The sequence below is a fragment of the Weissella confusa genome, from assembly GCA_041871065.1.
Taxonomy (GTDB): Bacteria; Bacillota; Bacilli; order Lactobacillales; family Lactobacillaceae; genus Weissella; species Weissella confusa_A.
Window position 1 is genome coordinate 35,683 of sequence record CP168942.1, and the last position, 15,974, is coordinate 51,656.

The 15,974-nt window shown below is 44.5% G+C and carries 14 protein-coding genes; 8 read left to right on the plus strand and 6 right to left on the minus strand.

All coding sequences use genetic code 11. The features are described 5' to 3' along the window. Positions 1 to 47 precede the first annotated feature (47 nt). The gene (locus ACAW68_00150; GenBank protein XGA16035.1) at positions 48 to 1,289 is read left to right on the plus strand and encodes a NupC/NupG family nucleoside CNT transporter; all 1,242 of its coding nucleotides are present in this window, start codon (positions 48 to 50) and stop codon (positions 1,287 to 1,289) included. A 57-nt stretch (positions 1,290 to 1,346) separates the two neighbouring features. Here ACAW68_00150 and ACAW68_00155 read toward each other — a convergent pair whose 3' ends face one another. Next, the gene (locus ACAW68_00155; protein ID XGA16036.1) at positions 1,347 to 1,613 is read right to left on the minus strand and encodes a PspC domain-containing protein; all 267 of its coding nucleotides are present in this window, start codon (positions 1,611 to 1,613) and stop codon (positions 1,347 to 1,349) included. A gap of 124 nt (positions 1,614 to 1,737) precedes the next feature. Between ACAW68_00155 and ACAW68_00160 the strand changes: the two genes are divergently transcribed. The 4 genes from ACAW68_00160 to ACAW68_00175 all read left to right on the plus strand — a co-directional run bounded on the left by ACAW68_00160 (position 1,738) and on the right by ACAW68_00175 (position 4,505). Beyond that, the gene (locus ACAW68_00160; protein ID XGA16037.1) at positions 1,738 to 2,064 is read left to right on the plus strand and encodes a PadR family transcriptional regulator; all 327 of its coding nucleotides are present in this window, start codon (positions 1,738 to 1,740) and stop codon (positions 2,062 to 2,064) included. After that, on the plus strand, positions 2,054 to 2,692 hold the full coding sequence (locus ACAW68_00165) for a DUF1700 domain-containing protein (GenBank protein XGA16038.1): 639 nt from the start codon (positions 2,054 to 2,056) through the stop codon (positions 2,690 to 2,692). The genes ACAW68_00160 and ACAW68_00165 overlap by 11 nt, the downstream gene beginning before the upstream one ends. Next, the gene (locus ACAW68_00170) at positions 2,685 to 3,566 is read left to right on the plus strand and encodes a DUF4097 family beta strand repeat-containing protein (protein ID XGA16039.1); all 882 of its coding nucleotides are present in this window, start codon (positions 2,685 to 2,687) and stop codon (positions 3,564 to 3,566) included. The genes ACAW68_00165 and ACAW68_00170 overlap by 8 nt, the downstream gene beginning before the upstream one ends. Positions 3,567 to 3,653: 87 nt before the next feature. Then, positions 3,654 to 4,505: an undecaprenyl-diphosphate phosphatase gene (locus ACAW68_00175; GenBank protein ID XGA16040.1), complete on the plus strand. Its 852-nt coding sequence runs from the start codon at positions 3,654 to 3,656 to the stop codon at positions 4,503 to 4,505. A gap of 46 nt (positions 4,506 to 4,551) precedes the next feature. On the opposite strand, the gene ACAW68_00180 is transcribed toward ACAW68_00175, so the two are convergent. The 5 genes from ACAW68_00180 to ACAW68_00200 form a co-directional block, all read right to left on the minus strand. Then, entirely contained in the window at positions 4,552 to 4,986 is a 435-nt protein-coding gene (locus ACAW68_00180; protein XGA16041.1) for a threonine/serine exporter family protein, read from the minus strand. A gap of 12 nt (positions 4,987 to 4,998) precedes the next feature. After that, entirely contained in the window at positions 4,999 to 5,763 is a 765-nt protein-coding gene (locus ACAW68_00185) for a threonine/serine exporter family protein (GenBank protein XGA16042.1), read from the minus strand. A gap of 347 nt (positions 5,764 to 6,110) precedes the next feature. After that, on the minus strand, positions 6,111 to 7,001 hold the full coding sequence (locus ACAW68_00190; GenBank protein XGA16043.1) for a YihY/virulence factor BrkB family protein: 891 nt from the start codon (positions 6,999 to 7,001) through the stop codon (positions 6,111 to 6,113). A gap of 90 nt (positions 7,002 to 7,091) precedes the next feature. Further along, positions 7,092 to 8,477 (minus strand): sugar porter family MFS transporter, encoded by a 1,386-nt coding sequence (locus ACAW68_00195; protein ID XGA16044.1) that lies wholly within the window; start codon positions 8,475 to 8,477, stop codon positions 7,092 to 7,094. Between the two features lie 248 nt (positions 8,478 to 8,725). Further along, positions 8,726 to 10,414 carry a glycoside hydrolase family 43 protein gene (locus ACAW68_00200; protein XGA16045.1) on the minus strand — a complete coding sequence of 563 codons (1,689 nt, stop codon included), beginning with the start codon at positions 10,412 to 10,414 and terminating at the stop codon, positions 8,726 to 8,728. A 680-nt stretch (positions 10,415 to 11,094) separates the two neighbouring features. Here ACAW68_00200 and ACAW68_00205 point away from each other — a divergent pair. The 3 genes from ACAW68_00205 to xylA all read left to right on the plus strand — a co-directional run bounded on the left by ACAW68_00205 (position 11,095) and on the right by xylA (position 15,747). After that, positions 11,095 to 12,561 (plus strand): MFS transporter, encoded by a 1,467-nt coding sequence (locus ACAW68_00205; protein ID XGA16046.1) that lies wholly within the window; start codon positions 11,095 to 11,097, stop codon positions 12,559 to 12,561. 316 nt (positions 12,562 to 12,877) lie between these two features. Beyond that, positions 12,878 to 14,095 (plus strand): ROK family protein, encoded by a 1,218-nt coding sequence (locus ACAW68_00210; GenBank protein ID XGA16047.1) that lies wholly within the window; start codon positions 12,878 to 12,880, stop codon positions 14,093 to 14,095. A 266-nt stretch (positions 14,096 to 14,361) separates the two neighbouring features. Further along, entirely contained in the window at positions 14,362 to 15,747 is a 1,386-nt protein-coding gene (gene xylA / locus ACAW68_00215) for a xylose isomerase (GenBank protein XGA16048.1), read from the plus strand. The last annotated feature ends 227 nt before the right edge of the window (positions 15,748 to 15,974 follow it).

Below are 15,974 nucleotides of genomic sequence, written 5' to 3' on the forward strand. Positions count from 1 at the left end.
AAGTTTGTTAAGTTGTTTTACATAAATACCCCTCAAGGAGAGTAGCGATGCTATTGTTAATGAACATCCTTGGAATTTTCGTATTCCTAGGGGTGGCATATTTATTTTCTCGTGATCGCAAGCACATCCACTGGCGTTCAGTTGGTGTGATCTTGGTCATCCAATTATTGTTGGCTTGGTTCTTCACGAGTTTCACGATTGGTCGAGACGCCGTCTTGGCTGCAGCTAATGGTTTCCAATGGTTGACCAGTGCGGCCTTTGACGGAATTTCATTCGCGTTGCCTGACTGGGTAAAGCCAGCATCAGGTTCAATGAACTTCGTCACGTCAGCTGTTTTGCCAATCATTGTTATCATTCCAATGTTTGATATTTTGACGTACCTTGGTGTTTTGCCATGGTTGGTTAAGTGGGTTGGTCGTGGTTTGTCATTTTTGACAGGTCAACCAAAGTTCGAGTCATTCTTCTCAGTTGAGATGATGTTCTTGGGAACGACGGAAGTGTTGGCCGTTTCTAAGCTCCAATTGCAACAAATGAATGCGAAGCGTAATTTGACGGTTGCCATGATGTCAATGAGTACGGTCACGGCAGCTATCGTGGGGTCATACGTCGGTATGATGCCTGGTCAATATGTGTTGACGGCGATTCCGTTGAACATTTTGAGCGCGATTATGATGACGACGATTTTGAACCCGGTTGAAGTGTCTGAAGAAGAAGACGTTATCGCAGTGTTGAACCACGAAGAAACATTGGATAACGGTAAGACGCAACGCCAACCATTCTTTGCTTTCTTGGGTGATTCTATCCAAGGTGCTGGTTTGGTCGCAGTTATTATCGTCGCAACGGTTATTGCCTTCGTTGGTTTGGCTGCGTTGATTGATAACTTGTTGTCATTGACGACGTTGCCATGGTTGTCATTGGAGAATATCTTCGGTGTCATCATGTTCCCATTCGCTTGGTTGCTAGGGTTTAATGCAAACGACGCCTTCCAAATCGCCCAATACATGGGAACGAAGCTTGTGACAAACGAATTCGTTGTCATGGGAGAAGTGTCAAAGGAAGTGCTACACCACACAGGAATGTTTGCTTCAGCTCACGCCCGTGCCGTGTTGACGGTCTTCGTCACGAGTTTTGCAAACTTCGGTACGTTGGGTATGATTATCGGATCATACAAGAGTTTGGTTAACCGCGAAAAGGCTGATTTGATCGCAGCCAATGTGCCATTGATCTTGGTTTCAGGTATCTTGGTATCATTGATGTCAGCTGCAATGGTTGGTTTGTTCAGTTGGTAAGATAGCTATATAAAAAACGCCGGTTAGGATTTGCGTCCTAGCCGGCGTTTTATTTTATTAAATTTCGTCGTCGTAACGGTGTGGTGTTACGTCTTTACGATCATCATTATCGCGGTACTCGTAGCGATCGTAGTTTGATGGTTCAGGCATAACTACTGCCGCAATGATGTACAAAATCACCATTGGGAAGATGCCAGTGAATACAACAGCCGCCGCGAAGATAATACGTAGTAGTGTGGCGTCGATTGAGAAATACTCAGCGAAACCACCAAGGACACCGCTCATGACCTTGTCACGAGACTTCGTTAATTGCTTTTTTGCCATAATAGATACCCCTCCGAAATGCTATTAGAACTGGTTGCACGGCGTTTGCCTTTACAACGTTAACATTCTTTCTTATACTGAGAGTATATTATATGAGTTATAGTATTGTAAAGGAAAATGAATTATGGCGATGCAATTATCCAGTGATTTGATGGATGGGTTAGTATTGGCATTGCTTTCTGATGAAGATTTATACGGCTATGCGTTGACGAAACAGGTGCAAGAGCGTTTTGCAGTTTCCGAATCAACGATGTATCCAGTCTTGCGACGTCTAAAGTCTAAGGGTTGGGTGACGACGTACGATGAACCTTTTGAAGGACGTAATCGTCGATATTATAAAATTTCCGATGAAGGGCGCTCTGAAATGGTACGAATCCAAGACGAGTGGCGGACCTTTAGCGGTAATGTTAATGAAATTATGATGGCGGAGAGGGGAGACAATGGAGAATAACATTTACTTCACACAACTGCGCGGACATTTGTTTGGTCTGACAGAAGATGAACGAGATGATGTCCTTGCATTTTATCGTGAGTACGCAGCGGATGCGGGGCTTAGTGGCGAAAAGCTAATTGCTGAGTTCGGTACACCCAAGCAATTGGCTCGCCGTGTCTTAGTGGATTATTCAATCCGCTACGATGATGTGGCTGATCAAGAAGCGCCAGACGAAGGTAGTTCGGCAACGAAGCAATTCAAGTCACGCATTCAGCGTCAACTAAACCTCTTGTGGGTGGTTATTGTTGGCTTGGTGACGTCAGTTGTTTGGATTCCAGCCATTATTGCCATTTTGTTGGGCTTGTTCGGTGTTGTCTTGGTAGCTGTGGCAGTGATTATTATTTTGCTGTGGTTGCTCTTCACGGGTCTCTTCCAAGTCGTTGGTGCACTTGCGATTGCCGGACAAAGCTGGCAGACAGCCTTGTTCCAAGGTGGCTTGGGCTTGATTTGGATTGGCCTGCAATTCATCGCCTGGCCAATTGGTTTTGTGGTTGTTCGAACGGTGTTCCGTGCCTTGATGAACTTTGTTAAGTATATCGGCCGTCGCTTTACGCGTAAGCCACAAGGAGGTGCAAAGCATGCCTAAGATGTTACGCGTTATCATTATCGGTTTTGCCGTTGCTGCCCTTGGTATCATGTTGTCAGTGATTGGTTACGTCAATGGTGGTCAAAACAGCTTGGTTTGGCGTGATGGCCATTTTGTGTTGCCACAAGAGAAAGCCATTAATCAGAAATTCGATACAATCAAGACGATTGACGCCACTGCGGTTGAATTAGATATTCACGTTGTCGCGACTGATAAGGATGAGTATCGAGTGAAGGGAACGGTTGGGGATGCCACGCAGCTTAGCCTCACGGATGAGGATGGGGCGTTGCACATTCGTTATACCGGGACACAAAAAGATAAGTACCGGGTTGGGTTTAATAAGCGCGTTGAACACGTTTTGACGGTTTATGTGCCAAAGAAGACGACGATGAAGTATGTCCACATTCGTAACTATTCCGGTTCATCATCACTACATGATATTGAGACGAAGAATTTGACGTTGAATAATACGTACGGTTTGGTGACCCTTAGTGGTGTGAAGTCGCCTGAAACGACGATGAATCTAGCTGATTCACAATTCTCAGCCAAGCAAGCAACACTCGGTAAGGCATTCGTTTCTGCGTCTGATACCGATATGCAATTGAAGGATATTGTGATGAATGACGGCGTTGTGCAGCTGAACTCTGGTAATCTAACCGTCCAAAACGCGCAATTGACTGGTGTGAATGCCTGGACGTTGCGCGAGGGTAATTTGGATGTGACGAACATGCCAGTCCCTGGTTTGCAGATTCAATCTAACAATGGCGACATTAAGATTCAAGGCAACCGCTTTGTTGGTAGTTACAGCCGCGATGAGTCAGCGACCGATCGTCTGAACGTTGTGACGACCGATGGCGATACTATTTTCAATTAATCAGTAAAGAAGTCCCTAAGAGATTAGGTGATTCTAGGTTGGTTTGGTAAAGTAGTACTGTTGATATTTAAAAATAAGGAGCAGCATATGCTTGATTTGTTGAAGTCTCTTGTGATCGGTATTGTCGAAGGATTGACTGAATTCTTGCCAGTATCATCAACAGGGCACATTATTATTGCTGAATCATTGATGAACATTCCCGGTGGTTCAGTTTGGACGAAGAGTTTTACAGCGATGTTTGACTACGCTATCCAATTGGGTGCTATTTTCGCAGTTATCCAATTGTACTTCCACAAGTTGAACCCATTTGCACCATCAAAGTCTACGGTTGAGAAGAAGCAAACGTGGACGTTGTGGTTCAAGGTTATCGTCGGGGTTTTGCCTGCCGTTGTGGCTGGTTTGGCCCTTAACGATTACATGGATGCACACTGGTTGAACGCTTGGGTTGTGGCATCTATGTTGATCATTTACGGTATTTTGTTCATCGTCGTTGAGCGTTACTTGGCTAACAAGAATGCTTGGTTGACGGATTTGAACACAATGACATTCAAGATGGCCTTGTTCATTGGTTTGTTCCAAGTGCTTTCAATCGTGCCTGGAACATCACGTTCAGGTGCAACCATCTTGGGAGCCTTGATTTTGGGAGCGTCACGATTCGTGGCTGCTGAGTTCTCATTCTTTATGAGTATTCCGGTTATGTTTGGTGTGACAATCTTGAAGGTTGGTAAGTACCTCCTTGATGGTGGTAGCTTCACAGGCGCACAAGCTGGTGTTATGGCAGTTGGATTCATCGTGTCATGGATTGTGGCTTACTTTGCCATTAAGGTGATGATGAACTACATCAAGAATAATGACTTCAAGGTCTTTGGGTACTACCGAATTGTTATTGGTATTGTTGTCTTGGCCTTGGGAGCAGCTGGCATGCTTACAATGCACTAAAATAGTAAACTAAAACGCCTTGGATTTTTGAATCCAAGGCGTTTTTTTAGTGTTGACGATAACGCTTTACTTGGCGGACCACCACTTCAGATAGGACGAAGCCAACTGCTAACGCGACGGCAATCGTCAGGGTTGTGATGACACCTTCTTGTGCGAGACTGTAATGCCCGAGTGAAAAGTTCTTCATCGCCAAGTAGATAGTACCACCGGGCACTAGTGAGACTAGGCTGGGGATGTAAATCATGTTGACTGGTACGCGATATTTAACGGCGAAGATATTTCCGAGTAAGCCAATAATAATTGCCGCAATCATATTGGCAATAAAGACGCTACTTTGTACGTAACCATAGGCGATGTATCCGCTCCAGGCCAGCGCGCCAGTTAAACCAGCAACTGGTAATGCTCGCCGGGGGATGTTCGTGATGATGCCGAATCCAACTGTCGAAACGAAGCTAATCAGAAAGTGAATGATCAATTGCATTGTGATTACCTCCTATAATGACGTGCCAAAATGGACGAGGGTAGCGGCTAAGACGACACCACCACCAATTGCGGCCGCGATTAATAAGGCATCTAGTGCGCGCACTGTACCAGAAATCATGTGGCCGGCCATAATCTCGCGTAATGAATTTGTGAGCGCGGCACCAGGAACCAACGGCATGACAGAGCTTACGATGATGTTTTCCGCATTTGTACCAAGGTGAGCGGCAATTAATAGCCAGGCCAACAGTGAAATTGTAAAACCACCCGCAACTTCCTTGGCATAAGGGGTCGCAGTTGCTTTGCGTCCGACGTATTGTGCAACTAGATAGCCGGCAATACCGACGAAGAAGGCAAGGGCTAAATCAGGCCAGGTTGCTTTGAAAACCAACATTGGTGCGACGGATACTAACCCGGCACCGATAATCTTAGTCGGCCAGTTAAAATCAATCGCGTATTCATCAATGGCGTTAACTTGTCGCGTGACATCATCGAAATTAACATCGCCAGCCACGAATTGGCGTGAGAGATGATTAATTTCATCAACCTTTTGCAAGTTAAAGCTCCCAAGTTTTGTTTTGGTTAGTTGGGTGGTTGGTTGATCAGCCAGTGACACGAAGACTGCTGTTAGTGTGACGTAGCAAGATACGTTGACACCGGCCGTCTTGCCGATGATTTCAACAGTCTCTTCGATGCGGGGCGTTTCCGCGCCGCTTTCTAGTAAGATGCGTCCAGCCTGCGCACAGGTCTGTAAAACGCGTTGTTCATAAGTGTTCATGGTTTCGCACTTCCCCAAAGTGTTTTAGTCTTGTCTTGATTTTACTGGAAAAAAGCGCAAAACAAAACCGCCTATGTTGGTTAGGCATAGGCGGTTTCGGAGTCTAGTCCGAAGACGACTCTTTTTCCTAACGATACGTTGGTTAGGCGTATCGTTACCATAGGTGGTTAATCCATGGTAAATAGGTATTCTTAAGGAGTAGGTTGTAGGTTGGTTAGACCTACATACCGAGCTGGTTAGACTCGGCGATATGAGTAAGTTGCTGTCTCAAATGTTAAATGGAAACGTTTTCCTCTTTAACAAATATTATAATAACGCGCAAAAATGAATTATACAATAAATAACTCTTAACTTTTTCCTTTATTTCGGATAATTTTTCTGCTGAAGTGCTTCAAAATGGCTTTCTTATCGCGTTTTGAAGGGAAAAGTTCTTCCAAACTTGCTGTGACAATTGTACCAATCAGGGCAGCCATGGCAATGAAATTGATCCACAGCAAGACGATAATGGCTGAACTAAGTGCTTGGTAAAAAGTGTAGGCCTGTGAAGCGAGGTTCACGTACCACCCGAAAATCTTTGTTAGCCACAACACGAGGGCAACTTGAATGGTCGTGCCAGTCAAAGCCCATTGTAAACGAGGCTTTTTAACCGGTAACACCCAATTAAAGAGGGCAGCGCCAATGAACAAACCAGTAGCGACAACCGGTAGCTTGGCCGACTCAATTTGGCGGACGATGTGGCTACTGATTGGCAATGCTTCGAGGATGTTCGATCCAACTGAGGCAATCAAAATGAGGACACCCATAATACCAAGTACTAAAATCATCCACGCCATTGAAATAAAGCGGTCGATGATGGCGATGTTCTTTGGTTGCACGCCGTAGATGCCGTTTTGAGCAGTACGGATTGAGGCGACCACACGTGAGAGTGACCAAAGCGTAATCACAATTGATGCAGACAATACACCAACCCCGTTGTGGCCGAGGATTGACTCGATGATTGGTCTTACGAACCCGTAAACAGATTTTGGCACGGCCCACTGTACGTAACTAAGGGCTGTTGTAATTGTGAGCCCGAAGTACGGCAAGAGGGTTGCGATAATGATAATCGCTGGGAAAATCGACAATAGGCCAAAGTAAGCAACCGAAGAACTAGCCGTTACGATATCGACACGCATCGAAACGTCAATGATGGTTTTTACATAGCGGTTATTGAAGATGGCATGTAGTGCTTTTTTCAAATTCGGTTACTCCTTTCGGCACTGATAGTATTTATTTTAACAAAATAAACCGGTATCAGTTAGTTCTGATACCGGTTTTGTTACTTGTAATTAGTGTTGAATCATCGCACCGTGTGGAACTGCACCAGTTGCAGAATCCTTAGCGCTTTGGTGGAGCATGCTTTCAATCTCTTCAAGTGAGCGGCCGCGTGTTTCGAAGACGAAGTGCTTTACGAATAATGAACCAAGCACACACATAACAGCGAAGGCACCGAAGATAATTGGCATTGAGAAGTGTTCCAACAAGACAGGGAACATCAATGACACAAGCAAGTTTGCACCCCAGTTAATCAATGATGAGAAGCCAACGCCGACACCACGGACAGACAATGGGAAGACTTCACCAATCATGGTCCACATGATTGGACCCCAAGTTGCGCAGAAGAAGATGAGGTAGAAGGCCATTGCGACGATTGTGACGTATGACATGATACCTGTAACAGATAGGCTAGTTAAGATAGACAAAGCAATCAATGAAACGGCCATACCGAAGCCACCAATCAATAGCCATTCCTTGCGGCCACGAGTTTCCATTACACGAACAGCCCAGGCAGTAATCAAAACGTTAACGGTTCCAAGACCGACAGTTCCCATTAGTGAGGCGCTATCACCCATGCCGATAGTCTTAAAAATAGTTGGGGCATAGTACAAAACCGTATTGATACCCATGAATTGTTGGAAGATAGCCATACCGACACCGATAATCAATGCAGGACGAACGAACTTTGAGAACAATTCCTTGAAACCGCCAAGCTTGACGTCTTCAGCGTTTTCCATTTCGGCCAATTCAGCCTTAGCTTCTTCAGGTGTGCGAAGCATGTTCAAAACTTGCAACGCTTCATCAAACTTCTTAATGCGACCTAGATAACGAGGTGACTCAGGCAAGAAAATACCACCGATGAAGAGGATTGCTGATGGTAGGGCCGCGAAGCCAAGCATCCAACGCCATGACACGGTGTGTGCTAGGCCAGAGAAGCCAAGGTTAACCAAGTAAGCCATCAAAATACCCGTCATAACCATCAATTGGTTAAGTGAGGTTAGTGATCCACGCATTTTAGCGGGCGCAACTTCGGCTAAGTAGGTTGGCACAAGGGCTGAGGCACCACCAACGGCTACACCAAGAACGACACGGCTAGCAACCAAAACGCCAAAGTCAGGTGAAAAGGCTGAACCTAGTGATCCAATGAAGAAGATGAGGGCTGCAACCATTACCATCTTCTTACGACCAAAGCGGTCTGAAAGAGGACCGATTGACATGGCACCAATCATGGCACCAAGCAAAACTGATGAGACCACAATTCCTTCTTCCAAGGCGTTTAGGCCAAGAGTACGTTGTACATAGAGAATGGCACCTGAGATAACCCCAGTGTCATAACCGAATAGGAGACCACCTAGGGCTCCGAAAAAATAAATTAAACGAGGTGAGATTTTACGCATGATTTGCATACTCGCTTTCTAAAGGATAATTTCTAGATTAACGTTACGTTTTTCACTTTTTATGAAAACGGTAACAACTCAGTCAACATAAACAACTATACGCTTACTAAAAGGAATTGTTAAGTGAATTTGTTATTGTTTTCACAAAAATGTGTGCGAATTACGCCACATATTATGTCTGATGAAGGGCGAAGCAACGCAAAAAAACGCCTAACAGAAAACTGTTAGGCGTTTTGGTTATTCAGATATTAGCCGAAGCGTGATTCTGAAGCTTCCCATGAGTATGATCCGTCTTCAAGTTGCTTGTCGCCAAGTTCCTTGTAGTCGAAGTAGTCGAATTCAGCAGTAGTGTCGTAACCTGAGTAGTCGACAGCTGCCAAACCAACGTAAGCACCCGTGAAGAATCCACCGTATGATTGTACAACGTAGTCATCTGACAAGACTGCGGCGTCCAATACAACTGGTACTTCAGTCCAGTCAGTACCGTTGAATGAGTACTCGTACGTGTATGATTCCTTACGAACCTTCGTCTTGAACCATACGTATTCAGTACCTTCAGGGATTACGATAGCATCGTCCTTCAAGTATGACGTGTAAGTTCCGTTACGTTGTCCACCCTTGTTCTCGGCAACTTCGATTACGCTTTGACCTTCGTCGTTCTTCGTAATGAAGATCCATGACCAGTGTGAGTGGTTGTAGTAGTTCGTCAAACCAGCCATTGATTGGTATGAGAATGGGTTGAACTTAACCTTAGTTTCAGCATCAAAGTAGAATGCTTGCCAACGACGAGCAATCAATGACAAGTCGTGGTAGTTAACCAATGATCCGCGACCGATCAACTTCAATGAACCATCACCAGTTGAACCGAACTCTTCTGAGAATGGTACACGCAACGTGTTCCAGTTCATGTCCAACTTAGCGTCAGTAAACTCATCGTGTTGTGAGTGGTCAGCAGGAGCTTCAGTCAAGATAGCATCCTTAGGAGCTTCAACGAACGTTTGTCCACCGTGTCCACCAACAACGCGTGGCCAACCAGCTTCGTCCCATTCAACCTTTTGGATTGACGTCTCACGTCCCAAAGTTGACCATCCACGTGGGTCAGTTGATGACTCAGTCTCGTGGTTCCATGGACGAGCAGTCAATGATGCGTAGTACCACTCACCACCTGGTGTGTCGACCAATGCACCGTGACCTTGCTTTTGCAAGTAAGTGTATGGCGTGTCGAAGTTCGTCAAGAATGGACCATCAGGCTCAACAACGAATGACTTCTCATCCAAGCTCTTTGAACGAGCAACAACTTCTTGGTGAGTGAAGACAGTTCCACCTTCAGCAGCGAATAGGTAGTATTCACCGTTGATCTTGTACAAGTGAGGACCTTCAACCAACTTAACGTCAGTTCCTTCGAAGATCGTGCGAGCCGTTTCTGGCTTCAACTTCATCGTATCAGTATCAAATTCAGTCAACGTAATACCATCAAATGGGTGGTGGTATTCACGGTGATCCCAAGTTTGTTGTACCAAGTACTTGCGACCGTCTTCATCGTGGAACAATGAAGCGTCGAAACCAACTCCGTTAACACGGATAGGTGCTGACCAAGGACCTTCGATGTTCTCGGCAGTCGTCAAGTAGTTCGTCATATCCTTGAAGGCACCGTCAGTGATCTTAACGTCAGTGTAGATCAACCAGAACTTGCCGTCTGCGTATGACAAGTCTGGGGCCCAGATACCACCTGATGAAGGGTTACCCTTCATGTCCAAAAGTTCAACAGTATCAAGAACGTTCGTTACCAAGTTCCAGTGAACCATGTCCTTTGATGCGTGAATGCGGACACCAGGGAACCATTCGAAAGTTGACGTTGCAATGTAGTACGTGTCTTCAACACGGATGATTGATGGATCTGAGTTGAATCCAGGCAATACAGGATTTTGAATTTGCATTGTGAGATGCTCCTTGTGAGATATAGTGTGTATGTGTCCCGATACGTGTGAGAGTCGGGCAAGCAACGCAGTTCGTGAGATGCGCTGTATAAAAGTCTTAATCATTGATTGACACTTTTATACAGCGGACGTTAATCGTAATGTTAATGTCTGAACAACTCCGTGAAAACGTTACCATTTACTTTGTAGTCATAATATAACACAGTTAGTTTGCTAAGACAACCAACTATATTGAACGACACTTCACAAACTGTGAATTAAGGCGCGTTGCAGCTAGTTATTCGCAAGATATGATAATGATGCGAGACTTTCTTCCTATATAATGAGAACTATTATAATCCTGTTACCTTAGAAACGATGATTAATCTTAGAAAACGGATAGAACAGATCTATCCGCAATAATGACCCAAATATAACGGCTAGTTTTGTTTTCAGGAGCCGATACACTTACATAATCCCAGCGGAGAGATTGTTACAAAATGAACTAATGTGTTAGCGTTTTCAAAACCTATTATGTTGCGATGTGCCGTATTTGGTACACGTTACATGTGAATGGCAAAACTAATTTTCCTAAGTTGGTTGCGCACAAAAACCAACTGTGTTATTGTTAGCTTGTTGAAAAATGAATGCGATTTCATTTTGAAGTTATTTTGTCTTTTATTAAGAAGGGGTTAGAGTTTATGGCTGCTGATGTCAAAAACAACGAGTACGCCAAGTTAACGACCGCAGAACGTGTCGGATATGGACTTGGTGATTTCGCTCAAAACTTGGTTTTCGGAACTGTTGGTGGTTTCCTAGCGGTTTACATGCTACAAATCAACGCACTTCCTGCATTTATGGGAACGACATTGTTCCTTTTGGTTCGTGCACTTAACGCTGTTACTGATCCATTGATTGGTACGTTCGTTGACAAGCACATGTTCAAGGGTGGCGACAAGTACCGTCCTTGGTTGATGATTGCCGGTGTGCCATTGATGATTATGGCTGCCTTGCAATTCTTCCCAGCTTCATGGGCTTACCAAAACGCTTGGTGGGCAGGTATCTCATATGCTTTGACGGCTGTGATTTACTCATTCGTTAACATTCCTTACGGATCATTGAACGCTTCAATGACGCGTGACCCAGACGAAATTGACAAGTTGACGTCAACTCGTATGATGTTGGCCAACATTGCCAACTTGTTGGTTTACACGTTGTTCCCAATGTTGCTTCAAATGGCTGCACCTGCTGCCCGCGAAATGAAGGACACTGGATTGTTCGGTTTGAAGTTGGAAATGGGTGACTACTTGGCTCGTTCAGCTGGACCTGCTTGGTTCCGCACTTGGGCTATCTACGGTGCAATCGGTGCCGTAGCCTTGGTTATCACGTACTTCGTAACGAAGGAACGTATCAAGACGACTAAGGAAGCTTCAGAAGATGTTAAGGTTGCTGACTTGTGGTTGTCATTTAAGGCAAACAAGCCATTGCAAATCTTGGCATTGTTCTTCTTCTTGTCATTCTTGTTGATGTTCTTCCAAAACACTGTGTTCTCATTGTTCGTTCAATTTAACACGGGTCACTCAGAGTGGATGGGTGCCATCGGTTTGATCGCTTCAATCCCTGGTATCTTCTTCCCAGCTCTATGGCCAAAGTTCCGTAACGTATTCGGAAAGAAGGGATTCTTCTACTTCTTCTTCGGAATGTTCATCGTTGGAACGTTGTTGTTGTGGGTATGGACTTGGAAGGGTATGCACGACAACTTGGCATTGGCCTACGTTGCTCGTTTCATCCACCAATTCGGTATCACGTCAGCTACTGGATTCATGTGGGCTTTGGTTCCTGAAGTTGTTAACCACGGTGAGTTGGTAACTGGAAAGCGTGAAGCTGGACAAATCAACGCCATCATGGGATTGGCCTTCAAGTTTGGTATTACGATTGCCTCATTCGCTATGACTGTTATCGGTGTATTCGGATACAAGTCAGGTGCAACGGTGCAAACGGCTGCCGCACAACAAGGTATCAACGTTGCCATGGTATGGATTCCTATCGTGCTTGCTTTGGTTGCAATGTTCGTTATGGCTCGTTACCCATTGACTGAAATGGCAGTTAAGGAAAACAACGAGAAGCTTGACGCACGTCGCGCAAACATCATTGATTCAGAATTGTAATTCATGACAATTTAAGCAGTTGCGGTAAACCGTAACTGGATGATCAAAATAGGTATAGGTCTTCAACGGCTTATACCTGTTTTTCGTTTAGTTGCCCGATAAAATTGTCTAGGTGTTTAGATTTGTCAAAAAGTATTGCCAGATTAGCCACTTTTTTCGATTAAAATAAAGGGTGTTTCATTGAGGGGTAGTAAAAACCTGTATAATAATTTAGACAAAATAAAAAAATAACGACGATTAAAACCTATCTATATGGTATAAATAGGTTTTATCTTGAATTACTCAAAGTGGGTTTTAAGTTGCAGAAGGAGAAAGAATGGTTTCGAAAGTAGACCAAGATGCGATGCGCGACACGAACCGTAAACTGATGTTGCAAGCATTGTTTAATGCCCAGCAAACATCACGTAGCGAAATTGCAGAACAGATTGCTTTACATAAATCGACCGTCACGACAATTTATCGTGATGTCGAAGCAGATGGTTATATAGAAGAATTAGGTGAAGGAACCGTTTCGAAAGCTGGTGGACGCAAGCCAAAGCTGATTCGCTTCAATCGTCACTATGGCTACATTGTTTCATTTGACTTGGGACGTAATCACCTCCGTTACTTGGTAGCACGCATTACGGGTGAAGTTATTTCACGTGGGCAAATGACGGTGTTGGGGATGCGTTATGCTGATTACAAGCGTGCGATGCTTTCTTATGTTGCGCAGCTAGGTGATATGCAAACGGATCATGGCTTAATCGGAATTGGGGTTGCCATTCACGGTGTTGTCGAGGATAACAAGGTACGCTACACGCCGTTCCATACCGAATTGGTAAATGAAGATTTGGCCAAGGATTTGGAAGAGGCATTACACGTACCCGTTATACTAGAAAACGAAGCCAACTTGGCTGCTGTATATTTGCGTGATTATCATGACTACGATGCAGCTGAAACGTTCCAAAACTTTACCGTTGTGAATATCCACAACGGTATTGGAGCCGGAATTATTCAAAATGGTCGCTTGTTCCGAGGGTTACATGGTGAAGCCGGAGAAATTGGACGCCAAGTTGTCTTAAACAATGATCAACTTGCTAAGGGTGAGTTCGATAACACAATTCATATTGAAGATTTGTACGCTGAAGATGCGATGTTAATCCGCTTGGGAGCGCTAAAAGGGCAAGAAGAAATTACCCGTGAAGATTTTCTTTCTCTATATATGGGTGGCGATGCAGATGCCAAAGCATTGATTGATGAATGGGTTCATGCAATCTGTCGAACAATCTATAACTTGGCACAGTACGCAGCGCCGGAAGCGGTGTTTGTTCACTCACGCTTCATTGCGGGGACGCCAGAGTTGCTTGATTACCTTTTAGAGACGTATCGTAAGATCGAACCTGAGTCAGCAACGCCATTGTACTTTGCTAAGAAGTCAGTTAATCGCGCGACACTTTCTGGTGGTGTTGCCATGGTAACGCGTTCTTTGCTTGATATGATGGGCTACGAGTTGAACTTCGCGCTAGAAGAAGAAGATGCAGCCGAATCTAATTAGTTGTAAAAATTGCACAAATACGCTAATGAAAGCGTATTCAAAAATTAGAGTTTTTATAATTTTAAACGCCTAAACGCCCATGTTTAGGCGTTTTTGTTATGTTTTTGAACGAATTGCGAAATTAATCACATACAAACGCTTGCATTCTGTGAATAGGTACCCTATAATAAATCTCGTAAGTTAGTTGATTGCTTAAACCAACTAACCAAAGCCAACCGGCTTTGATGATTAAAACAGATGATTTAAGAATTTTGGAGGATGACATAATGTCAGAATTGTTCGACTTTCCTAAGGTAGAATTTATCGGCGGAGCAAAGGGATTGAACTTTGAAGCATCAAAGGGATACAACTTCTACAACCCAGAAGAGGTTTTCACTATCAACGGTGAGACTAAGACGATGAAGGACTGGATGAAGTTCTCAGTTGCTTACTGGCACACGATGGACCAACGCATGGTTGATCCATTTGGTGAAGGTACTGCCGAGCGTCCATGGGACGTTAACGGTGTTGACGACATGACTGACTTGGACCACGCAATCGCTAAGGTTGACTACATGTTCGAGTTCATGGACAAGTTGGGTGTTGAATACTTCGCATTCCACGATCGTGACTTGGCTCCTGAAGGTAACACTTTGGCAGAGACGAACGCTAACTTGGACGCCGTTGTTGACCGCATCGAAGAAAAGATGAAGGAAACTGGCAAGAAGTTGTTGTGGAACACTTCATCATTGTTCACTAACAAGCGTTTCATGGCTGGTGGAGCTACTACGCCATTTGCTGACGTATTTGCTTACGCAGCAGCACAAGTTAAGCACTCATTGGAAATCGCTAAGCGTTTGAACTCAGAATCATACGTATTCTGGGGTGGTCGTGAAGGTTACGAGTCATTGTTGAACACTGACACGAAGCGTGAGTTGGACCACATCGCTAAGTTCTTCAAGTTGGCTAAGTTGTACGCTAACGAAATTGGCTACACTGGTCAATTCTTGTTGGAGCCTAAGCCAAAGGAGCCAACTGCTCACCAATACGACACTGACGTACAAACTACTATCGCCTTCTTGAAGACGTACGGTTTGGAAAACGACTTCAAGTTGAACTTGGAAGGTAACCACGCTTACTTGGCTGGTCACACTTACGAGCACGAAGCACGTTTTGCACGTGAAGCTGGTATGTTGGGTTCATTGGACGCCAACATGGGTGACAAGCAAACTGGTTGGGACATCGACGAATTCCCTAACGACATCTACGAAGCTACTTTGGTTATGTACGAGTTCATCAAGAACGGTGGATTGCCAACTGGTGGTTTGAACTTTGACTCAAAGGTTCGCCGTGCTTCATTCAAGATGGATGACTTGTTCTACGCACACATGGCCGGTATGGACGTTTACGCTGCTGGATTCCGTGTTGCTATGAAGATGATCGAAGACAACTTCTTGGAGAACATCTACAAGGAGCGTTACTCATCATTCGATTCAGGTATCGGTGCTGACTTCGAAAACGACAAGGCTTCATTCGCTGACTTCGAAGCTTACATCTTGAACAAGACGAACGACGAGATCTTCTCAACGATCCAATCAGGACGTTTGGAAGCTATCAAGGCTACGTTGAACAACTACATCTACTCAGTTTTGGGTTCAACTTTCTCAAAGTAATCCCAACCGAATAGGTTCCTGGTAAGAAAAGGCTTACGCTAATGCAAAATTAGCACCGCCATGTCGACTCCTTTTGAAATAATGGTCGATATAGCATCTCTCAATCTCAAAAAATCTCAAAAATAATCTCAACAAAAGCGATGTGAGTGCCTATCTCACACTCACATTGCAACAAACATAACAGTAGGGCCAATCCCTACGGCGACGAGGGCTGGGCCATTAAATTA